The following is a 20,650-nucleotide window of genomic DNA, read 5'->3' on the forward strand; positions in this document are numbered from 1 at the left end:
ACAGTTATTCATGAAAGAATAGCTGTCTATTTTTTTACAAGAATGCTTGGCAAATTTATACATATGATGGGTATATAAACAAATGGAGGTTGTCCATGTCCTTACTCCCAATTATTGTCTCATCATTATGTACCGGTTTAGGTGCCTTGCCTATTTTACTCGTAAAAGATGTTTCTCACAAGGGAAAGGATGTGTTATTAGCATCTGCAGCGGGAATCATGGTGGCTGCATCTGCCTACGGTTTAATTCCAAATGCAATTAAGCTATCAAATGTAACCGTTTTGGTGGTTGGAATCTTGTTTGGAACACTCGTTCTAACCTTGTTGGAAAGTATGATTCCGCATGTTGATCTCGAGCATTCGGAGCAACCGTCAAGAAAAAATAGAGTCGTCTTTTTGTTTCTAGTAGCCATGTCTCTACATAATTTACCTGAAGGACTATCCGTAGGGATAAGTAATGCCAGTGAAAATCATCAAGTTGGCTCGCTTGTATCATTTGCCATCGGCTTACAGAATGTCCCAGACGGTTTTTTGGTTGCGTTATTCCTTCTAAGTCAAAACGTAAGTGTTTACCGTTCGATTTTGCTTGCGACTTTAACTGGTTTTATTGAAATGTCTGCAGGTTTAATTGGAGTATTTTTGGGGGATACGTTTGAGCCAATTATTCCGTATGGACTAGCATTTGCAGCTGGCTCTATGTTATTTGTGGTGTATAAGGAGCTGATTCCTGAAAGCCATGGAGACGGAAACGAAAGGGCATCAACATGGGCATTTATTATTGGGTTTGTGGCTATGATTATTGTGACAGAGGTTTTTCGATAAGATGGAATAATCGAGGCTACTCATAAATACTACTCACCATTTTGAGATGATGATGACAAGTGTCTTGCAAATGTCATCATCATCCTTATTTTATCGTCCACTAGGAAAAACTCGTTCAACCATCTCTGTAAATTCCTCAAACAGTCCTTTAACAGGTTCACCTTTTTGAATCTTGTCGCCATAATCTCCCATGCGATCAACGAAGTCTGGGTTACTAGATACAAAAACATTTCGAATTCCTTTGTCTGTTGTTTTTACTTGATCCGAAATTTTTTTCTCTAGATCCTCTCTAACATCGCCCTTTGTATTGTCCTCTAACACAACAGCGACATAAGCATTATTTTCAGTCACAATCACATTCGCATGACGCACTTCTTGCATATTTTCGATTTTGTCCTGTGCTTTGTCAGCTACACGCATTTTAGAATCGTTGTTTTCATCATCTACGTTTTGAACCTTTGTTCCTCTGTCATTTTCCTCTTTGTTATTGTCATCTGCCGCACTATCTGCCCCGCAAGCTGTTAAGACAAAAGACAGCGTTAGGATAGTAAGCCATTTGAACATGTTCATAGTATCCCTCCTACCATTTATTGATTATAGATTTACCAAAACGACTGAATTTATGTAAGTTCGGAAAGATTAGGAAAGAGGTGATACAAATGGTCAAATAAATTGTTGGCATTTTCCTAAAGTGAAGGTTGCTAGTGGAAGCCAAGGTCAGATCTTTATTGCCAAAAAAGCTGACAGCGGGTGGTTTGTTTGGTTTAAATATCACTAAAAACGTATAGAATGGCTGCTTCAAAGAGAAAAATACTTCTATTGGAAACGGAGGTAATACAATGGAAAAGCATAATATACGACTCACTTCCTCAGAGGTAGCGAATCTATGGGCAAACTACATGGGAGATAGTATGTCTATCTGCGTATTTACATATTTCTTGAATCATATCGATGACTTGGAAATTAAACAGGTATAAGAGCAAGCCATGGATTTATCCTCCCAACACATCAAAAAAATCACGAAAATTTTTGAAGAAGAAGGAATTCCCGTACCCCGTGGGTTTACCAATGAAGATGTGTATCCAAATGCGGAACGATTATTTTCTGACTCCTTTTACCTGCAATATGTGAAGCATATGACAAAGGGAGGACTTGCCACTTATAGTGCTGTTTTACCAAATGTGTTTCGAAATGATATTCGGGAATATTATATGTCTTGTATCTCTTCAACGATGGAATTGTTTAATGAATCAACCAATGTTTTACTTTCGAAAGGACTTGAAACTAGGTCACCAAATCTAACTTACCCTACAAAAGTGGAATTTGTAGAAAAGCAAAGCTTTTTAGCTGGTTGGTTTGGTGAACAAAGACCCTTGACCGGACTAGAAGTCACACATTTATATGCCAATATACAAACGAACAAGCTGGGAGAGGCTTTTTGTCTAGGGTTAGCCCAGGTAGCAAAACAAGAAGAAATTAGGGACTATATGATAAGAGGAGTTGAGATATGTAAAAAACACATTACCCTCTTTAGTGAGTATCTTCACTCTAATTTTCTTCCAGCTCCTATGACATGGGACCAAGAAGTAACAGGCTCAACCGATTTACCATTTTCAGAAAAACTCATAATGTTTCATGTAGGTCTATTAAGTGCGGCTGGAATGGGGAACTACGGGGTGGCGATGTCGCTATCGCCAAGAAGAGATATTGCTGCTATGTATGCTCGATTAATTCCAGAGGTAGGAAAGTTCGCAGAAGATGGAACAAACATAAATATCAAACATCGCTGGATGGAAAAGCCGCCTCATGCCATCGACAGAGATGAACTAACAAAATAGAATGAAGAACGCTTAGGTAGCGAGCACCCAAGCGTTTTTGTATTATTTATTTAAATCTTTCTTTGTCATTTCGCTTCGAATGTCTTTTTCCTTTGAGAATTCTGTATCTTGCTTTTTATTGTTCGGATACTTATTTTTACGTTCGCGGTTATCGTTTCGGTTGGTCAAGAGTTTCACTCCTTTCTATGTAGTCGAAATTATTATTGGCTATTTTCATCCTATATATTAACCATTCTTGTTTAGAACGTCCTCCAAACACCCAAACATTTTCCACTATAATATAAAATATTAAAACATCTTTCCAACGGATCTCATGTCATAAAGGAGTCCTGTTACAATAACATTGGCCATCTGCTTTCATGAATTTAAAGAAACTGGTTACTTAGACTTGGCAAGGTGCTTGACGATGACTCTAAAAGTGTATTTCATAGGTTTTGAGTCAAATTTTTAAGAGTATACCTGCTGATTGGAGCGGAAATCAGTCCTTTTCCTACAATTCTCCAATCAAAAAAATGACAAAAGGTAGCGAGAAGTTGAACTGCCTTTTGTCGACAATCTGAGACATCCGACTATGATTGGATGTCTTCTCCGTGAAATCTTCTTTTGATTTCTTCTATATCTGTATTACTGTACTGACTAGTTCCTTTTCCGCCTGTTTGAGATAGTAACGCTTTCATCTCATTATAAGACAAACCTGATTCCGCATTTTTCCTTTTAACTTCATTGATATCTGTTCCAACCTCTGTATAATCCTTATCCATGAAATGACCTCCTAATGCCTCTACTCTTACTCTTTCTTGTTAAAGATAAAATTATGTAATGGAAGGGTCTTAACTTGCAAACAATGTAAGTTGTAGAAAAAGTTTATCAAGATAGGAGTCATCCAATGGCAAAATTAATTAATTTACCAGCGTTACTCATTCTAGATGTTCAAAAAGGATTTGATGATCCATACTGGGGCAATAGGAACAACCCAAAGGCAGAGGAAAACATAGCTCGGTTACAAGAGGAGTGGAGGAAGAGGAAGGGGACCATCTTTTACTCGAAGCATCTATCCATTCAACCCCAATCACCTTTACACCATACGAACAAAGAAGGAACTGAGTTTAAAGAGATAATTAACCCTAAACCTAATGAAACAGTTTTCACGAAACAGGTGAACAGTGCTTTTATAGGAACAGAGTTGGAAACGTATTTAAATGAGCAGAATATAAAAACAGTTGTTATCACAGGACTTTCTACACAGCATTGCGTTTCGACCACTACAAGAATGAGTGGGAACCTCGGTTTTCAAACCTATCTTGTTTCAGATGCGATCGCGGCTTTTGAGATTACGGATCACAAAGGAAAAAAACACTCTGCTGATACCATTCAGGAACTTGAATTGGCGATGCTCCAAAAGGAATTTGCTACGATTTTAACAACCAATGAAATTATTAATCAACTCGATCAGCTTTAATACATATGTAAAGCGCAGGGGAGCTCTGCGCTATTTATCTAGCTTAAACAAATTTATGAAGCGGTGGTAGGGACATTTGGATAATGACGTATCATCATCGCGTAAGAAATATTGTCTCCACTCAAAATTATCTTCTGACCCATAGCTATTTAAATCGGGGTGGATGGAAATAAAATCGTACATCGCAAGGCGTTTACGTACCTGCTTTTTAATATTTTTGGCATATGATTCATTTTTACTAAATTCTTGTAAAACCCATCTTGGGGTAATTGCGAGCATCATCGTATCAAAATGCCGGCTTTGTCGATTTTGGTGTGATGGGGTGGCACAATACATAAAGTATTTTTCCCCGTGGAAACAAAACTCCCAGACCGAATCATGAGGGTCAGTGGGAATGTCTTTAGGCCACTCCATCCCGTCAATAACAGAAAGACCACCTAATTGTTGCCAAAATAGTTGTTCAAACTGTTCCACTGTATATGATTTTTCTACTTCTTTTGGAATTTCATAAAAAACAATAAGTGACGTAAAGTTACCAAATCCCTTTGATTCTTCAGTGAACCTCACTAATAGTTCTGCTAGTGCATGTACCGTGGAATCCCTCCTTGGATCACCTACAAATCCATAGCGAAGTTGATTAGTGGAATACCCAATAGTAGCTGGTATGCAAGGGAAGGGTCTTTCTTTATCCGTCATTTTTGCGTCGAATTTTTCGAGAGCATTTCTTTCCCATGGGGCTAGTTGTTCTCGTAATATCACTTCATCTTTATATAAACCTTTGATAATGATCACCTCACAAAAGCTTATATACTATATTCCTAAAAGCTTTTGCTCGATGAATGTCCTAGAGAAATTGGGCGATTATGAAGACCAAGCGATGAAGACCATCCATCATGCTTCGACTCCAAAATCCAACCATCCTTACGCCTGTTCTTCAGTAGTAACTCCCAATCGCTCCATAATTCTTCTTTTTCGATACAACATAACTCCCACTTCTGCTAGGTCATTAATCATCGAGCGATTGGTAAAGGCGCCGAATACCATTCCTGCGATAGGGACCATTTGAAATAGTTTTTTCCATCCAAATTGATCTCGGTATGTATACACGACTTCTCGCCAGCCTTGAAGCTGAGACATCATCTCACCCGATTGATTGCCGTTTTGGTAGTAGTTGGATAACTCCTTGAGAATCGCCTTTTTTCCAACAATATCAGCTGATGAAAATTGTAAACACTTGATGATAAAGATTCGCTCGCTTTTTTCGTTTGGATCGTACCCGTGGATGATTGCGATTTCTTGCAGTGTTTTTAATGAGATGGCTAAAAGCGCGGGTACATCAATCGCGAGGGTGAAGATTCCTCCGATCCCTGTTGTTGCTCCTTGGAACGTTGCGACCTTTTTCCGGTTTTCCGTTAATTTTTGACTTACCGTTTTCATAGTGGAAAGAGGGATTTCTTTTATCTCCGCTATGCTCTCTATTGATTGGTTAGTTTCTTTTTCGATGAGCTCAAAAAGCTGTTTTTCCGATACTAAATATTTTCCACCAGTTTGAATGTAATTTCCAACTTCATCTAATAAAACTCCCACTTTATTGTGAACAAACTGTGGGGTAATTTTGTCTAGTAATTTAAAAGGAAGTCTTCCAAGTCGTTCCCAAATCCACAAATTCCCTTGGTCCTGTTCCCAATTTTCAATTATAGCTAGCTCTTTTTTTAATTCTTCATTCTTTTCCAAAATAATCATCCTTGTCCTTCTCCATTTTCCTCAGTTTTTCTTATTCATCATTGTTCTAATCATTAGATACGGAATTACCTGAAAAAAGGTTTCAAAACTATCTTTCATGATTAAAAGGGGAAAGGCCATACTAAGCTTATTCAATACATAGAGGTGATAGTGATGGATAACGTATTTGATTATGAAGACATACAATTAATTCCAAACAAATCGATTGTTAACAGCCGAACGGAGTGTGATACGAGTGTGACGTTTGGCGGTCATACGTTTCGATTGCCGGTGGTGCCTGCGAATATGCAGACGATTGTTGATGAAAAAATATCCGTATTTTTAGCAAAAAATAACTATTTTTACATTATGCATCGTTTTCAACCAGAAACGCGAATACATTTTATAAAAGATATGAAAGCTCGTGGGTTATACGCTTCGATAAGTGTAGGTGTAAAGGAAGAGGAGTATCCGTTTATTGAACAACTAGCAAAGGACAATTTGTCCCCAGAGTTTATAACGATTGATATTGCGCATGGTCATTCGAATGCAGTAATTAATATGATTCACCACATTAAGAATCATTTACCTAATAGCTTTGTAATTGCAGGCAATGTGGGTACACCAGAGGCAGTAAGAGAGTTGGAGAATGCAGGTGCGGACGCGACGAAGGTTGGAATTGGACCAGGGAAAGTTTGTATTACGAAAATAAAAACAGGCTTCGGAACAGGTGGTTGGCAATTAGCGGCCTTACGATGGTGTGCGAAAGCCGCTAGTAAACCCATTATTGCAGATGGGGGGATTCGCACTCACGGAGATATTGCCAAATCGATTCGCTTTGGTGCATCCATGGTTATGATAGGTTCGCTCTTTGCGGGACATGAAGAATCGCCAGGAGAAACTGTTGAGAAAGATGGGAAAAAGTTTAAGGAGTATTTCGGATCTGCCTCTGAATTTCAGAAGGGTGAACGAAAAAATGTCGAAGGAAAGAAAATGCACGTGGAATTTAGAGGGTCATTAGAGGACACGTTGATTGAAATGGAACAAGATTTACAATCATCCATTTCCTATGCAGGTGGAAACAAGCTGTCAGCGATTCGAACAGTCGATTATGTAATTGTGAAGAACTCGATCTTTAACGGAGATAAGGTATACTAACAAAAAGGAAAGTGAGCATTACCCAGATGGGCTGCTCACTTTCCTTTTTCTTTTATCCATATATCGCTGGAAAAATCCAATAGCTAACGTAAGCCAAAAAGCACTGATAAAATAGCCCGCTAAAATGTCACTTGGATAATGAACACCGAGGTAAATTCGACTTATACCTATGGAAAGGATAACGATACTACTCACAATTATGTGAATCGTCCTTTTGAAGGACGTATTGATATGACGCCATAAAATAAAGGTTAGAACTCCATATAAGGAGAAAGCCATAGTCGCATGACCACTTGGAAAGCTATAATTAGTCGCTTCCGCTAAACGATGCAAATCAGGTCTTGCCCGTTGAAAGAACATCTTTAACGTGAGAAAAAGAATATTCGCACCTAAGATTACCGTTATAAATAGAATAAGCTCAGCTCGGTGATTGAGAACCTTGTAAAGAAGAATGATACTGACTAGAGACAAAATAATCACCGGAATCGTATCACCAATAAACGTGAAAAATCGCATAATGGAGGTTAACCATGGAGATTCCAATCCTTGAACAAAGGAAATAATTTTGCTATCAAAAGAGACAATGGTATTCTTCTTTACTAAAATTGCCATTACACTAAATGCTAGTAAAGAGACTAGGCTTATTAGAAATGCAATGAGAAGTTGTATTTTTAATTTCATGTAGTACTCCATTTTTTTCATAATAGCGTTTTTAAAGTTTACTTACCGGGTTCCTCAGCAACTTTTTCTTTAGAAAGAAACCAGCCTAAAACGGCTATTAATAACAGAACGGACCAAAATGTTAGTTTCCATTCTGTTGATTTAGGAAATGCCTTTGGTAGATAACCTAAATCAGGGTGAGCAAGGGTGTATACTGCCAATTTAACACCCACCCAACCGACGATAAAGAAAGCGGCCGTTTCAAGCCCAGGTTTTTTATGAAGAATCCCTACAAAGAAATTAGCGGCAAATCTCATAATCACTAAACCGATGATTCCACCTGCCAAGATCACTAAAAATTGTCCACCATCTAATCCCCCAATAGGAGGTAGTGGCGTTTCAGGGAGAGCAACGGCAAAAGCAACCGCAGCTAAAATCGCATCTACGGCAAAAGCTAAATCGGCTAATTCAACTTTTAACACAGTCATCCAGAAACCTGAACCTTGCTTTTCATCTCCCGTTTTCTTATTTTCTCCCTTTCTTAAAACAAATTTCTTAAAAATGTGATTGAAGGAAATAAATAGTAGATAAAGAGAACCGATAGCTTGTACCTGCCACACATCGACTAAAAAGGAAATGATAAATAACGAACCAAAGCGAAAGATAAATGCACCAGCTAAGCCGTAAAATAAAGCTTTTTTTCGCCTTTCTTCCGGTAAATGTTTGACCATAATGGCAATGACTAATGCATTATCTGCTGCCAAGATTCCTTCTAATCCGATTAACACAATTAAAACCCATAGATATTCAAGTAAAAGGGCAGTGTCCATGTAAAATCAACTCCTAATCTCTATAGTAACTCCTGATATGAGTTACTTTGGCTTTAATTAAAATTAATATACGGTCCATTTCAAATGAAAAGCCGCAGGAGCTCCTGCGGCAAAAGGTTACTTTTCAAGTAATTGATACTCTTTATTTATTTCCTTCAAGGTTTCGTCAAACTCCTCACCCCAAAGGTCATTAATCGTATGAAACACAACCTCACCATCACTGTTTAACATACCATAGCCTCTATAAGCCATGTCATCATTTTTCATCCCAAATAAATCAATTAATTCTAGCTTAGGGTCAGATATAAAAGGGATGCTTCTCCCGAACATGTCGACTATAGCCTGATATAACTTCAATTGTTCATCTGGGGTATCACCGCTTACGATATACATATTCACATCTAACTCTTCTAATTGCGAGAGATTTTCATGCAGCTGAACCAGCTGCTGTTGGCAGTGCGTTCAGGTATAGGTGGTGATAAAAAAGAATAATGTTGGTTTCTCTTGTGGGAACGTGATCTCCTTGTTATTTTGGTCAACTAAAGACATCGTTCCTTCCATTTTCTCTTGTCCGCAACCGGTTAATAAAAGGACGAAAGCTAATAGAATAAAAAATCGTTTTGTTTTCATTGTTACACCATAACCTTGTCTTTATATTTGAGTTTGAGCTTGCGTTTCTTTCGTGGGGATTTTTGAATCCAGACTGAACATAGAGCTGCCAGTAATTGATAAAAAGACAGCGATAGCGAGTAAAACAACGTCTAATTCATATCCTCCCATAAATCCTGCGCCAATTTTCACTTTTACAATGGCACCTAACATAATAAGTGCAAACAGGGCTGAAACCATTTTCGTTCCTAGTCCAACGATTAAGGCGACACCACCAATGAGTTCAATTCCAGTAACTACATAAGCAAGTGTTCCTGGCAGACCTATACTAGAAAACCAGCCAGCCGTATTTTCAATTCCTCCTTGTATTTTGGCTAATCCATGGACAAAGAAGGTAATACCAAGCACAACCCTTAATAGAAGTGCTCCCATTTCATGTTTGTTCATTATTCATTCTCCTCTCAATATTTTCAAACTACATATTGTAGTGTAAAACCCGAAAAAGATTAGGCAGTAGTAAGAAATACCATGCCTATGAAAAAAAGCAACACGTGCACCGAAATGAAGATGGTTTTTGTGGTCAATTTAATTGGAATTGCTTCGTTTGGTTCGACTAATTGCTGCAGTCGGAAGTTAATAGACCCACCAGAAAAATGGACCATAGAAGGGGGATTCTTCACTGAAACATGATACTTAATTAACTTGATTAAAGCGGTGCTTAACTCCATTTCTGACCCCATTTTTCTTACCGCATACTCATCAGCCAGAATTTCACTAATGATACTATAGTTTTGTTGACACCACCGGGTTAGCGGAATAAACCACAAAGACTGTGCGATGAGCTCTAACAAAAAGACCTTTAACGGATCATGATTGTTTTTATGAGAGGTCTCGTGCTCAATCACAGCTCTTAACTCATCTTTTTCAAGTATCTGGATTAAACTGGTTGATAGAACGATTGTAGGTTTTAAATACCCCATGGTGAAGGCGAGTACGGAACTACTTTTGACAACGATTAAATTTTCATTATGACCATACGTAGTTCGAATCAACGAGCTTAACTCGTAATCCTTGGCTTCCAATAATCGTTTTGAAAACCTTTTAGACTCGATAACTTGTCTACCTATTTTTATTACGGTTATTAAAAAAATATAGGTCAAAAGGGTATTAACGAGAAATATAACTAAAAAATAATAGAAGGAATCTTCCATAAATAAGGTTAAACAAAATTTAAAAAAATTCATTTTAAGCTGTGTTCCAAAAATCAAATGGGTAAGAAACATACCCATTTGAACCCATATTAGAGTCGCTAACCCAAGGCTAAGTAGAAGTAGGTAGAGTGATTTCTTTTTCCACCACATTATAACTTGTCCTTTTTTAATTGTTGAATTTTTTGTTCTAGTTTATTTAGTAACTTATCATCCACGTCGGTGAGGGAATCAATCATGTGACTGATCACAACTCCCCCAAATTCATCGAGTAAATTTTCAGTCAGTTTTTTGGACTGTTCTTCCAAAAATTCCTCTTTTGTTTGGATAGGTCTGAAAAGGGACACACGGCCACTCGCACGTTTTTTTAGCACCCCTTTATCTACAAGTCGATTCATGACCGTCATGACAGTATTAAAATTAATATTTTTTTCAGAATCAAGGCTTTGCTGGACTTCTTTAATACTGAACTCACCTTGCTTACTATCCCAAAAAAGCTCCATAATTCTAGCTTCTAATGGACCAAAGAAACGCGAAAGACCTTCCTCATTGTACTTAAATCGTTTAATAGACAATCTAATCACCTTCCACTACTGATTGTAGTGTGAAATAAAAAGAGAATCAAGTGAAAAACATCCTATTAATAGATATCTACTTCAGAAATTGTATGATATAACTAATAATGATTTTTATATTTACATTTACTATATATATTTTAATGCCGAAAGAGAAGGGAGTTAACTATGTCAATCATCGATAAATTAAAACTAGATAAATACACTAACATGGCAATAATTAAACAACCTAGTGATTATGAAGTTTTTACAGGTTATCCTACGGAATTATCTAAAGATCATGATGCGATTTTTATCTTTATTGAAACATTGGACGAAATGTTCGATTATACACAACATGTTATTAAGGATCAACTATTACTTGAAAAAGGCTATCTTTTCTTTGCCTATCCGAAAAAGGGGAATAAACGATATAGTACTTATGTACATAGAGACGATATCTTTCCTGCGATGAATGTTGGGGAGGATGGTTATATTGCTGAGAGTGACATTAAATTTGGACGCATGGTTAGTATGGATGACGTGTTTACTGTTGTTGGCTTAAAGCGTGAGAAAAAGAAAGTAAAGAAAACTCCGGCTGCCAGTCAATGTGTAGCAGACTATGAGGACAATTTCACAGATGTGGAAGTTTTATTAGCAGAGACACCAAACGAGCTTGCATTTTACCAAAGCTTGACCCCGGGATATCGAAAAGACTGGGCAAGATATATTTTTTCAGCGAAACAGCAACAAACAAGAGATAAGCGCCGCGGGGAAATGGTTGAAGTCCTTTCGCAAGGCTATAAAACCATGGATTTGTATAAACAACAGAAGAAATAAATAGAATGACGAATGAGAGAGATGCTCATTCGTTTTTTTTTAGAAAAAATTATTGACTGTGTTGTACACCCCACAGTTTATCCTAAAGGTGGGAGGACGAAATGTATAAAATCAGTGAATTTGCGGAGTTAACAGGATTAAGCAAGGAAACCCTTCGTTATTATGCAGAAGTGAAGCTTCTAGAGCCCACTTTTATAGATCCAAAAAACAATTATCGCTACTATGACGATGGAAGTATCTTTTTAGCCACTCTATTAACAAAGCTTAAAAAATTAGGATTCACTATCCAAGAAATGATCTCCGTGATGGAGGACGAATCCTTTGCGAATCTAGAAACATTATTAATACAAAAGAAAAGAAATATACTGCAGCAAATCCACGAACTTCAGTTGCAAGTTGAAGAAATAGATGGATTTTTAGGCTCAGGCAAGGAGGAAAGCGAATGATACAGTGGAAGGAAGAAAAAGTGATACCTACCAATATCGAAAAGGTATGGAATCTATTTTCAGATAAAAATATCAAGAGAATCATGCCAAAAGTAGAAGAACATATTTTAATTGAAAAAAGTGAAACTGAAGCAGGAGCCAAGCATCGACAAACCTATCGAGAGGGAAAAGACTAGAAACCTATATAGTGGATACACTCATTTATGAAAACAGGGAAGAGGAAAAGAAAAAACAAATTCAGTTTGTGTTAGGAAAAGCCTTTGAAGTCACCCTAACTTTTACACTTATAAAGGTTGATGATTCACACACAAGACTGATTTATGAAGGGGAGAACAAAGGGGTCAATTTTGTAGGAAGAGCGATGCTGAAGCTTGCTGGGAAGAAAAGTAATTATAATGTGGTGATAGAGTTTCTAGAGCGTGTGCAGACAGAAGCGATGAAGTAAACTAGCGCTTACGGTCTTCATTAATAATTTCCAACTACAAATTTTCTATCTCTACACAAAAACCTGGTTGTACAATCTTTGTACAACCAGGTTTTTCATAAGATATTTATTTCCCGAAATATTTATCTTAAAATAACTTAGTAGTTAGGATATCCTAAGTCCAATATGCCTAAATCCAGTCGATTCTTGTCACGTAGTGTTTGTTGTGATTTGTCGTGCCAAAAATATGTGTAAAAAAAGTAACATTTTTCACAGAATCCAACCAACATTTTCCTTTACAGTTAATAAAAATCAGAACAGTTTGAAAAAAAATATTGAAAAGGAGGAATTCTAATGAAAAGAACGCATTTGCCATTGGTATATTCATGCTCAGGTTGTTCTTCAGCTGCACAAACTGCAAACTTAATCGCCATCAAAATGGATCGGGAGGAGATTGCCGAAATGTCTTGCATCGCTGGAGTTGGAGGAGATGTTAAGCCACTTGTAAAAACTGCGAAATCAGGGAGGCCAATCATCGCCATTGATGGCTGTCCGTTGGCCTGTACAAAAAACTGTCTCGCAAGGCATGCTGTTCAACCAACCCATCATTTTGACTTATCTAATTTTCATGTGGCAAAGAAAAAAGGAGAAGACCCAGACTTAGATGTCTTTATGAATACATATGAGAGAATAGTAGAGCTAATTTAATTTAAAAAGGATCTGTTCCAAGGGGGACAAATCCTTTTTGCTTTTATATTCATAACCGAACCAATTTCACTCTAAACCCCAACTTGAGCCACCATATCACAAGTAATGATACCTGCTAGTTCCTTCGATGTAACCGCATACAAAATCTTAATAAATATAATCCCAAAATTATTATATATTTCAATGACCGAAACAATTTACTTTAGCAAGGCAATGTTATAGAATGGTTAAGTTACAAACTTAGGAAATTATGAATCTTCATATTAAAAAGAAAGGCGAGAGGAACTTGAACAATTTAACAGGTACAAAGCGTATACAGCTGGCATTGCTTCTAGGGTCTCTGGCAATCTTAGGTCCGTTTACCATCGATATGTATTTGCCTTCTTTTCCGACTATTGTAGAAGAGTTAGGTACAACGGCATCTTTCGTACAAATTAGTTTAACTTCTTGTTTGTTAGGTTTAGGATTAGGGCAATTAATTATCGGCCCAATGAGTGATGTGCAGGGACGGAAAAAACCATTATTAATATTCCTTATTATGTATTTAATTGCCTCTGCTATTTGTGCATTTGCCCCAAATATTTATTTCTTTATTGCTGCACGTTTCTTGCAAGGATTTTCAGCAGCAGGTGGTATCGTTATTTCTAGAGCCGTCGTTCGGGATAAGTTTAACGGTAGAGAATTAACGAAGTTTTTTGCGTTATTAACATTAGTAAGTAATCTAGGTCCTATTATCGCTCCTGTTGCAGGTGGCGCAATTCTAGCCTTTACAAATTGGACGGGAGTGTTTGTCGTTTTAAGTGTTGTCGGTCTAGTTTTATTTTTCACGGTCATTTCCAAGCTGGAAGAATCACTACCAGCGGAGAAGCGTGTACCAAGTAATATTGGGCAAACATTTAGAAACTTTGGAACTTTATTAAAAGATCGTCAGTTTACGGGATATGCCTTCACACAAGGATTTATTGTTGCTGGGATCTTTGCTTATGTATCTGGTACACCGTTTGTTTATCAAAATATTTATGGTGTTTCACCTCAAGTATTTAGTTTATTATTCGGATTGAACGGAATTGGCTTGATTCTTGGAAGCCAGGCAGTAGGGAAGTTCGTAGACGTGGTATCGGAAAAGACATTTTTAGTCATAGGTCTGACCATTTCAAATGTATCAGGTGCCATTCTTCTTGTGTCGTTATTACTAAAGGCTCCATTAATTATGGTTGTTATTCCTATCTTCTTCCTCGTTGCATCGATCGGGATTATTGGAACCACATCGTTTTCTCTTGCTATGGAGTCACAAGGCCATATTGCTGGTAGTGCATCGGCCTTATTAGGATTATTACCATTTATCCTAGGCTCTATCTCTTCACCACTTGTAGGGATTGCAGGTGAGAATTCTGCCATACCGATGGGCTCCATTATCTTTGGTGCTAGCTTTTTAGCTTTTCTATCATATTTTCTTTTGGTACGAAAGGCTTCCGTTGTTAAACCATCTATCGAAGAACCTAGTAAAATCTCAGTATAATATATAGACGCTATCCAAATAGGGTAGTGTCTTTTCTTTTTTAAACATCTAATGGTGGTCATTCATGTAAAATTGGTTAGACTAGTAAATCTGTCATGTTTGTGATATTAGTAGTTGAAAAATAAGAACGTTTCATCTAATATAGAATCTAGCTTAATTGAATAGTTTTCCAGAAAGTTAAGATGCCAAGATGGCTTAATAGGGAATCTGGTGAAAATCCAGAGCTGTACCCGCAACTGTATGTGTGGACAAAATAAGAAATCCACTGTGTGCATACGTGATTCGTATGGATATGGGAAGGTCTTAAAGTAGGAAGAAGCACAAGTCAGGAAACCTGTCTTACTTTTAAACGTTTCAGTTTCTCCGGGAATAGAGAAGGTGTTTCGATGGTGAGAATAGACTCTGTTATTCTATTTGTCTTTTCGTGCTTTCGTTTCATCCGCTCATTCCCTTTGAGCGGATTTTTTTATGGAAATCATTCATTGGGTTGATAACTTCATAGTTTACTTGATAGGTGCAAAAGAAAAACTTTTGCTTAAAAGGGAAGCACGGTGAAAAGCCGTCGCGGTACCCGCCACTGTATTGGGGAGCTTTGTTACAAATGGTCACTGAGTAAAATCGGGAAGACGTAACAAAAGCAAGGAACCAGAGCCAGGAGACCTGCCTATAAAGTGTGTCACATACCTACGGGACTATAGGTAGATGTGTAGAAAGATCTACATTCCGTATGTTCTTATGCACCTCTATTTGTAGGGGTGCTTTTTTATTACAAAAAATGTAAGGAAATGGAAAACATGACAACATGGAATTTAAAGGGGACAAAGCATCACATCTTGATTTGCAATGGAAGTAGTTGCATGAGAAAAGGGGGAGAAGAAGTAACGCAAGCGATTCGTGATGAAATTAAGCAGTTGGAGTTGGACGACAAGATTCATACAACAAGAACGAGATGCAATGGAAGATGCAAGGATGCTTGTGTCACCATCGTTTATCCAGAAGGCATCTGGTATAAGGCACTTACAGAGGACACGGGACGAGAAATCGTACGGAGTCATCTCGCTCAAGGAAAGATACTAGAAGAATCTGTTATTTATACATACGACCAGGAAGGCTTCGTAGCACCTGAAAACTCAGATAGTATTGAGGGAATTTCGAAAAAAGTGAAAGAAGAGGTATGACTTATGGAATTGATCATGTTTGCTCTGCTTGCTGTGTTTATTGGCATGAGGCATGGAATCGACGGAGATCATGTAGCAGCGATTGCCGATATGGTTGGAAGTGAGCAGCGAAAGAAGAAACAGCTTACTCTTGGTGTGATGTATGCCATTGGACACGGCATGATTGTGATGGTTATTGGAGTGTTATTTATTTATATTGGTTTACAACTTCCAGATGCAACGAAGCAAGTACTAGAAATGCTCGTTAGCTTCACCCTTATTTTGCTTGGAATGTTTATTATTTGGTCCATTTTTAAACAAAAGAAAGAATACGAGTATAAAAGTCGACTCAGAATTGTTGTTGAGTTTTTCCATAACATCGCTACTAAGGTGAAATCGGGAACAAAAACCAATCAACTTTCACCTACGAAACTAGGTGGCATTGGTGCGTTTATTATTGGCATTCTTCACGGCATTGGTGTGGAAAGTCCGACTCAGATCGCGATAATTTCTAATGCAATGGGGCTTGATAATATAACCGTTGCCCTTATTCAACTGACTCTATTTGTTATTGGTCTACTCATCGCTACAATCGGAATTACGTTTTGTCTTTCATGGGGATTTATGAAAGCTAGAGTGAAAGACAAGTTGTTTATACTATTAGGTTCGGTAACAGGAGCCTATAGCTTAGTACTCGGAATTTTTATGATGGTGGAATTAGTGAAAGGAGGAGCGTAATTGAAAGGAAAGCTATTAGTCATTGGGTTTGGCCCAGGAAGCGAGGAGCATATAACGGACCGAGCAAAAAAAGCTCTTCAAGAAAGCGATATGATTATCGGTTACAAAACGTATGTGGAACTGATTGAAGGGTTACTCGAAGGACAAGAAATCATCAGCACTGGAATGACAGAAGAAGTAAGTCGAGCACAAGAGGCAGTGAGACAAGCAGAGCTCGGGAAAAAAGTGGCCGTGATCTCTAGTGGAGATGCGGGTGTTTACGGAATGGCTGGCCTTGTGTACGAAGTGTTGGTGGAAAAAGAATGGAAAAGGGACACAGGTGTTGAGGTTGAAGTAATCCCAGGAATCTCTGCTATCAACTCATGTGCTTCCCTATTGGGAGCCCCGGTCATGCATGATGCATGCACCATCAGTTTGAGTGACCACCTGACTCCTTGGAGCTTGATTGAACAACGAATAGAAGCAGCCGCACAAGCCGATTTTGTGATTGCCTTGTATAACCCAATGAGTGGGAGAAGAACAAGACAAATTGCTGAGGCCCAACGGATATTATTAAAATACCGTTCTCCAGAGACACCGGTTGGACTTGTAAAAAGTGCCTATCGTGAACGGCAAAGTATTACGCGAACCACATTAAAAGACATGCTGAATCATGAGATTGGCATGTTATCAACCGTGGTGATCGGAAACTCGTCAACCTTCTTTTACGACGATTTGATGATTACCCCAAGAGGTTATCAACGAAAGTATACATTGAGTCAAAAGGAACAACCATTGAAACCTCATCAACGATTGAAAAAAGAAGCTGAGCCATGGGCGTTAGAGCAGGAGGTGGTCGATACTTCCTCAAGAGAAATGGCGGATGAAGCATTACAGCTGATTTTAGGAGAAAGAAATCAACCAAAAGAATACATCCAACACCCCATTCAATCAATCTTTGAAGTGTCGGTTAGTCCGGGTGTTGCGAACAAAAAATTTACCCCGAAGCAAATGATCACACTAGCTGAGATCGTTGGTGATGATGGATGCATGGAGTATACCCAGGACCATCATATTAAGCTTCAAGTTCCAACCTCTAACCCCGAACATGTCGTAAGGGAGCTTGAAGAGGTAGGTTTTCTTCTTGCCCCTGTTGGCGATGTGCTAACACTGAAGGCCTGCGATTTTTGTGAAGGAGAAAAGAAAGATAGCATTCCTTATGCAGAGTCGTTACAAGTAAAACTTGGTGGAATGGAGCTACCAAAAGAACTGAAGATCGGTTTTAACGGGTGCGGAATGGCGTGCTTTGGTGCAGTACGTGAAGATATTGGGATTGTATTTAGAAAAGGCGCCTTTGATTTATTTTTAGGTGGAAAAACCATCGGGAGAAACGCACACTCTGGACAAATTGTCGCAGAAGGGATTGCTGCGGACGAAATCGTTGAACTAGTTGAGAGAATTGTTCAAGAGTACAAGGAAAAAGGTCATCCGAATGAGCGTTTCCATAAATTCTTTAAGCGTGTGAAGAACGTGTGTGACTTTGAATTTCAAGACGTATCACCATCATTAAAAATAGAGCCTGCCCCTTGTGGAGATTAAGGAAATAAAAACCATCCATAAAAAGGCCTAAAACATACCATTTAAGGAGGAAAAACATGAAAGCGATTCTTTTCGTTGGACATGGAAGCAGAGACCACGAAGGCAATGATCAAATCCGGGAATTTATTCAGAACTTAAGACCAAGTGTAGATGAGTCCATCCTCGTTGAAACATGTTTCCTAGAGTTCGAGAGACCAACCGTTGGACAGGGCATCGACTTATGTGTAGAAAAAGGTGCTACAGATATCGCGGTGATCCCAATTATGCTCCTTCAAGCGGGTCACTCCAAAATCCACATCCCTGGTGCGATTGACGAAGCAAAGGAAAAATATCCTCATGTCTCGTTTACATACGGGAGACCGATTGGAATTCATGAAGAGGCTCTAAACATTTTACAAACAAGATTAATAGAGGCAGGAGAAGACCTCGACTCGCCTTCTGACGATACAGCCATCCTCCTCCTAGGCCGAGGCGGAAGTGATCCGGATGCGAATAGTGATTTATACAAGATTGGGAGATTGCTATGGGAAAAAACGAAGTATCAGGTCGTTGAACCAGCTTTTATGGGGGTTACTGATCCTCTAGTGAACGCTGGAATTGAACGATGTATCAAGCTTGGTGCAAAGAAAGTAGTGATTTTGCCATATTTTCTTTTCACGGGTATCTTAATTAAACGACTAGAAGAGCTAGTTAGTGAGTTTCAACAATGTTACCCAGACATTGAATTCCAACTCGCTGGATATTTTGGATTCCATCCTAAATTACAGACCATTTTAATGGACCGGGCAGAAGAAGCACTTCAAGGTGATGTGAAAATGAACTGTGATACATGCCAATACCGTTTAAATGCAATGGAGTTTATTGGTCATCATCACCATCACGATCACGATCACGACCATGACCACGGGCATCACCACGACCACCATCATCACCATCACGATGAGGTAAAGGTAGGGAATACCAAGTGATTTTTATGTTAGCCGGAACAAGTGATGCTAGAGCTCTTGCGCTCGAAATTAAAAATGAAGGTCATCAACTCCTCACAACAGTAGTAACAGAAAATGGCGCAACGGAAATGATTAAGGCGGAAATTCCCGTCCATGTTGGTCGACTGCCTGCTGATGAAATGATCAGTCTTATTCGAGAAATCAAAGCTAACGTAGTAATCGACGCGAGCCATCCATTTGCTGAGGAAGCTTCAAAAAATGCCATAGAAGCGGCGAAACAACTAGGGCTTCCTTATATACGTTACGAACGAGAGTCACAATCGTTTGATTACGAAAAGTTAACAGTTGTTTCAACCTACAAGGAAGCAGCGAAACTAGCCGCGACCAAACAAGGTGTCGTTATGTTGACGACCGGAAGCAAGACACTAAAAGTGTTTACAGAGGAATTACTGGACAAACCAGATATTCGTCTTGTAGCCCGAATGCTCCCTCGTTTAGATAATATGGAGAAATGCGAGCAGCTTGGGTTTCCGCAAAAAAACATTATCGCCATCCAAGGACCCTTCACTAAAGAATTTGACCAAGCGCTTTATAAGCAATACGGAGTCACCGTCATGATTACAAAAGAAAGTGGCAAGGTGGGCTCGGTCGATGAAAAAGTAGAGGCAGCAAAAGAGTTAGGCATCGAGATTATCATGATCGCCAGACCTAAAATGGACTACGGCGTCAGCTTTTCAGAGTTCTCACCAATTTTAAATTTATTAAAAAAAGGAGCCGGATTTCATGGACTTTAAAACAGAATTTAAACCATTAACCGTTCAACCAGAAGAAATTGAAGGCATTAGCTTTCAAATGATTGATGATGAAGTAGGAGAGCATAATTACACTCCAGAACAATACCGCGTAGTCCAACGAGTGATTCACGCTTCAGCCGATTTTGAACTTGGAAAAAGTCTCTTATTTCATCCAAAAGCCATGGAGGCTGGCATTCAAGCCATTCGCAGTGGAAAAAGAGTTGTGGCTGACGTTCAAATGGTGCAATCAGGGGTAAACAAAACCAGAATTGAGAAATTCGGTGGAGAAGTAAATGTATACATTTCTGACCCAGACGTGATGAAGGAAGCCAAACGGTTAAACACAACTAGAGCCATTATTGCCACGAGAAAAGCAATTAAAGAAGCTGAAGGTGGAATCTTTGCCATCGGAAATGCGCCAACCGCTTTATTAGAACTGATTCGCCTGATTAAAGAGGAAGACGCAAAGCCAGGACTTATCATCGGGTTGCCAGTTGGATTCGTATCCGCTGCTGAATCAAAGGAAGAGCTCGCAAAACTAGATGTACCGTTTATTACGAACATAGGCAGAAAGGGTGGTAGTACGGTAACAGTTGCTGCCTTAAATGCCATTTCTATTTTAGCCGAACAGGTATAAACA

At 38.6% G+C, this 20,650-nt stretch carries 27 protein-coding genes, 2 pseudogenes and 2 riboswitches; of the genes and pseudogenes, 17 read left to right on the forward strand and 12 right to left on the reverse strand.

All coding sequences use genetic code 11. The annotated features are described in order from the left end of the window. Positions 1 to 89: 89 nt before the first annotated feature. Positions 90 to 821 (forward strand): ZIP family metal transporter, encoded by a 732-nt coding sequence (locus tag ACQ5H4_RS06620; RefSeq protein ID WP_430774174.1) that lies wholly within the window; start codon positions 90 to 92, stop codon positions 819 to 821. Between the two features lie 90 nt (positions 822 to 911). On the opposite strand, the gene ACQ5H4_RS06625 is transcribed toward ACQ5H4_RS06620, so the two are convergent. After that, positions 912 to 1,385, reverse strand: coding sequence for a YhcN/YlaJ family sporulation lipoprotein (locus ACQ5H4_RS06625; RefSeq protein WP_430774370.1), 474 nt, complete (start codon positions 1,383 to 1,385; stop codon positions 912 to 914). A 275-nt stretch (positions 1,386 to 1,660) separates the two neighbouring features. Between ACQ5H4_RS06625 and ACQ5H4_RS06630 the strand changes: the two are divergent. Both ACQ5H4_RS06630 and ACQ5H4_RS06635 read left to right on the forward strand, forming a co-directional pair. Further along, a pseudogene (locus ACQ5H4_RS06630) lies at positions 1,661 to 2,128 on the forward strand (DUF3231 family protein); the annotation flags it as partial. A gap of 9 nt (positions 2,129 to 2,137) precedes the next feature. Further along, the gene (locus tag ACQ5H4_RS06635; RefSeq protein WP_430774371.1) at positions 2,138 to 2,659 is read left to right on the forward strand and encodes a DUF3231 family protein; all 522 of its coding nucleotides are present in this window, start codon (positions 2,138 to 2,140) and stop codon (positions 2,657 to 2,659) included. A gap of 42 nt (positions 2,660 to 2,701) precedes the next feature. Here the strand turns inward: ACQ5H4_RS06635 and ACQ5H4_RS06640 are convergent, their stop codons facing one another. Beyond that, the gene (locus ACQ5H4_RS06640; protein ID WP_430774175.1) at positions 2,702 to 2,827 is read right to left on the reverse strand and encodes a hypothetical protein; all 126 of its coding nucleotides are present in this window, start codon (positions 2,825 to 2,827) and stop codon (positions 2,702 to 2,704) included. Positions 2,828 to 3,228: 401 nt separating this feature from the next. Next, on the reverse strand, positions 3,229 to 3,420 hold the full coding sequence (locus tag ACQ5H4_RS06645; RefSeq protein WP_430774176.1) for a gamma-type small acid-soluble spore protein: 192 nt from the start codon (positions 3,418 to 3,420) through the stop codon (positions 3,229 to 3,231). A gap of 125 nt (positions 3,421 to 3,545) precedes the next feature. Here ACQ5H4_RS06645 and ACQ5H4_RS06650 point away from each other — a divergent pair, with 125 nt between their 5' ends. Further along, positions 3,546 to 4,118: a cysteine hydrolase family protein gene (locus tag ACQ5H4_RS06650; RefSeq protein ID WP_430774177.1), complete on the forward strand. Its 573-nt coding sequence runs from the start codon at positions 3,546 to 3,548 to the stop codon at positions 4,116 to 4,118. 30 nt (positions 4,119 to 4,148) lie between these two features. On the opposite strand, the gene ACQ5H4_RS06655 is transcribed toward ACQ5H4_RS06650, so the two are convergent. Both ACQ5H4_RS06655 and ACQ5H4_RS06660 read right to left on the reverse strand, forming a co-directional pair. Then, positions 4,149 to 4,904 (reverse strand): YqcI/YcgG family protein, encoded by a 756-nt coding sequence (locus tag ACQ5H4_RS06655; protein ID WP_430774372.1) that lies wholly within the window; start codon positions 4,902 to 4,904, stop codon positions 4,149 to 4,151. 135 nt (positions 4,905 to 5,039) lie between these two features. Beyond that, positions 5,040 to 5,852, reverse strand: a complete 813-nt coding sequence (locus ACQ5H4_RS06660) for an EcsC family protein (protein ID WP_430774373.1) — start codon at positions 5,850 to 5,852, stop codon at positions 5,040 to 5,042. 162 nt (positions 5,853 to 6,014) lie between these two features. On the opposite strand from ACQ5H4_RS06660, the gene guaC reads away from it, so the two are divergent. After that, positions 6,015 to 6,998 carry a GMP reductase gene (guaC, locus tag ACQ5H4_RS06665; protein ID WP_430774178.1) on the forward strand — a complete coding sequence of 328 codons (984 nt, stop codon included), beginning with the start codon at positions 6,015 to 6,017 and terminating at the stop codon, positions 6,996 to 6,998. Between the two features lie 18 nt (positions 6,999 to 7,016). Here the strand turns inward: guaC and ACQ5H4_RS06670 are convergent, their stop codons facing one another. The 7 genes and pseudogenes from ACQ5H4_RS06670 to ACQ5H4_RS06700 all read right to left on the reverse strand — a co-directional run bounded on the left by ACQ5H4_RS06670 (position 7,017) and on the right by ACQ5H4_RS06700 (position 10,880). Continuing rightward, positions 7,017 to 7,679 carry a phosphatase PAP2 family protein gene (locus tag ACQ5H4_RS06670; protein WP_430774179.1) on the reverse strand — a complete coding sequence of 221 codons (663 nt, stop codon included), beginning with the start codon at positions 7,677 to 7,679 and terminating at the stop codon, positions 7,017 to 7,019. Positions 7,680 to 7,717: 38 nt separating this feature from the next. Continuing rightward, positions 7,718 to 8,488: a TerC family protein gene (locus ACQ5H4_RS06675; protein ID WP_430774180.1), complete on the reverse strand. Its 771-nt coding sequence runs from the start codon at positions 8,486 to 8,488 to the stop codon at positions 7,718 to 7,720. 117 nt (positions 8,489 to 8,605) lie between these two features. Continuing rightward, a pseudogene (locus ACQ5H4_RS06680) lies at positions 8,606 to 8,935 on the reverse strand (redoxin domain-containing protein); the annotation flags it as partial. A 15-nt stretch (positions 8,936 to 8,950) separates the two neighbouring features. Beyond that, the gene (locus ACQ5H4_RS06685) at positions 8,951 to 9,118 is read right to left on the reverse strand and encodes a putative periplasmic lipoprotein (RefSeq protein WP_430774181.1); all 168 of its coding nucleotides are present in this window, start codon (positions 9,116 to 9,118) and stop codon (positions 8,951 to 8,953) included. A gap of 21 nt (positions 9,119 to 9,139) precedes the next feature. Beyond that, positions 9,140 to 9,544, reverse strand: a complete 405-nt coding sequence (locus tag ACQ5H4_RS06690; protein WP_430774182.1) for a DoxX family protein — start codon at positions 9,542 to 9,544, stop codon at positions 9,140 to 9,142. 59 nt (positions 9,545 to 9,603) lie between these two features. Next, positions 9,604 to 10,458, reverse strand: a complete 855-nt coding sequence (locus tag ACQ5H4_RS06695) for a M56 family metallopeptidase (RefSeq protein ID WP_430774183.1) — start codon at positions 10,456 to 10,458, stop codon at positions 9,604 to 9,606. Next, positions 10,458 to 10,880, reverse strand: a complete 423-nt coding sequence (locus ACQ5H4_RS06700; RefSeq protein WP_430774184.1) for a BlaI/MecI/CopY family transcriptional regulator — start codon at positions 10,878 to 10,880, stop codon at positions 10,458 to 10,460. The genes ACQ5H4_RS06695 and ACQ5H4_RS06700 overlap by 1 nt, the downstream gene beginning before the upstream one ends. Before the next feature lie 168 nt (positions 10,881 to 11,048). On the opposite strand from ACQ5H4_RS06700, the gene ACQ5H4_RS06705 reads away from it, so the two are divergent. From ACQ5H4_RS06705 to ACQ5H4_RS06760, 12 genes are all read left to right on the forward strand, one after another. Then, on the forward strand, positions 11,049 to 11,699 hold the full coding sequence (locus ACQ5H4_RS06705) for a YdeI/OmpD-associated family protein (RefSeq protein ID WP_430774185.1): 651 nt from the start codon (positions 11,049 to 11,051) through the stop codon (positions 11,697 to 11,699). Between the two features lie 101 nt (positions 11,700 to 11,800). Further along, positions 11,801 to 12,145 (forward strand): MerR family transcriptional regulator, encoded by a 345-nt coding sequence (locus ACQ5H4_RS06710; protein ID WP_430774186.1) that lies wholly within the window; start codon positions 11,801 to 11,803, stop codon positions 12,143 to 12,145. After that, entirely contained in the window at positions 12,142 to 12,321 is a 180-nt protein-coding gene (locus ACQ5H4_RS06715; RefSeq protein ID WP_430774187.1) for a hypothetical protein, read from the forward strand. Before ACQ5H4_RS06710 ends, ACQ5H4_RS06715 begins: the two co-directional genes overlap by 4 nt. An 11-nt stretch (positions 12,322 to 12,332) precedes the next feature. Continuing rightward, positions 12,333 to 12,590, forward strand: a complete 258-nt coding sequence (locus tag ACQ5H4_RS06720) for a hypothetical protein (RefSeq protein ID WP_430774188.1) — start codon at positions 12,333 to 12,335, stop codon at positions 12,588 to 12,590. Between the two features lie 333 nt (positions 12,591 to 12,923). Next, positions 12,924 to 13,277, forward strand: coding sequence for a putative zinc-binding protein (locus tag ACQ5H4_RS06725; RefSeq protein WP_430774189.1), 354 nt, complete (start codon positions 12,924 to 12,926; stop codon positions 13,275 to 13,277). A gap of 286 nt (positions 13,278 to 13,563) precedes the next feature. Further along, the gene (locus ACQ5H4_RS06730) at positions 13,564 to 14,796 is read left to right on the forward strand and encodes a multidrug effflux MFS transporter (RefSeq protein WP_430774190.1); all 1,233 of its coding nucleotides are present in this window, start codon (positions 13,564 to 13,566) and stop codon (positions 14,794 to 14,796) included. A 163-nt stretch (positions 14,797 to 14,959) separates the two neighbouring features. After that, positions 14,960 to 15,152, forward strand: a riboswitch (cobalamin riboswitch). A 139-nt stretch (positions 15,153 to 15,291) separates the two neighbouring features. Beyond that, positions 15,292 to 15,478: riboswitch (cobalamin riboswitch) on the forward strand. 112 nt (positions 15,479 to 15,590) lie between these two features. Then, a complete protein-coding gene (locus tag ACQ5H4_RS06735) occupies positions 15,591 to 15,974 on the forward strand; it encodes a (2Fe-2S) ferredoxin domain-containing protein (RefSeq protein ID WP_430774191.1) in 384 nt (127 codons plus the stop codon). A gap of 3 nt (positions 15,975 to 15,977) precedes the next feature. After that, positions 15,978 to 16,691 carry a HoxN/HupN/NixA family nickel/cobalt transporter gene (locus ACQ5H4_RS06740; protein WP_430774192.1) on the forward strand — a complete coding sequence of 238 codons (714 nt, stop codon included), beginning with the start codon at positions 15,978 to 15,980 and terminating at the stop codon, positions 16,689 to 16,691. Continuing rightward, the gene (gene cobJ, locus ACQ5H4_RS06745) at positions 16,692 to 18,269 is read left to right on the forward strand and encodes a precorrin-3B C(17)-methyltransferase (RefSeq protein ID WP_430774193.1); all 1,578 of its coding nucleotides are present in this window, start codon (positions 16,692 to 16,694) and stop codon (positions 18,267 to 18,269) included. A 56-nt stretch (positions 18,270 to 18,325) separates the two neighbouring features. Next, the gene (locus tag ACQ5H4_RS06750; RefSeq protein ID WP_430774194.1) at positions 18,326 to 19,237 is read left to right on the forward strand and encodes a sirohydrochlorin chelatase; all 912 of its coding nucleotides are present in this window, start codon (positions 18,326 to 18,328) and stop codon (positions 19,235 to 19,237) included. Further along, positions 19,234 to 20,010 (forward strand): precorrin-6A reductase, encoded by a 777-nt coding sequence (cobK, locus tag ACQ5H4_RS06755; RefSeq protein WP_430774195.1) that lies wholly within the window; start codon positions 19,234 to 19,236, stop codon positions 20,008 to 20,010. The genes ACQ5H4_RS06750 and cobK overlap by 4 nt, the downstream gene beginning before the upstream one ends. After that, complete coding sequence (locus tag ACQ5H4_RS06760; RefSeq protein ID WP_430774196.1) at positions 20,000 to 20,647, forward strand: precorrin-8X methylmutase; 648 nt, start codon at positions 20,000 to 20,002, stop codon at positions 20,645 to 20,647. The genes cobK and ACQ5H4_RS06760 overlap by 11 nt, the downstream gene beginning before the upstream one ends. Positions 20,648 to 20,650: the final 3 nt, after the last annotated feature.

The sequence above is a fragment of the Bacillus coreaensis genome (assembly GCF_050586445.1).
Taxonomy (GTDB): domain Bacteria; phylum Bacillota; class Bacilli; order Bacillales; family Cytobacillaceae; genus Robertmurraya_A; species Robertmurraya_A coreaensis.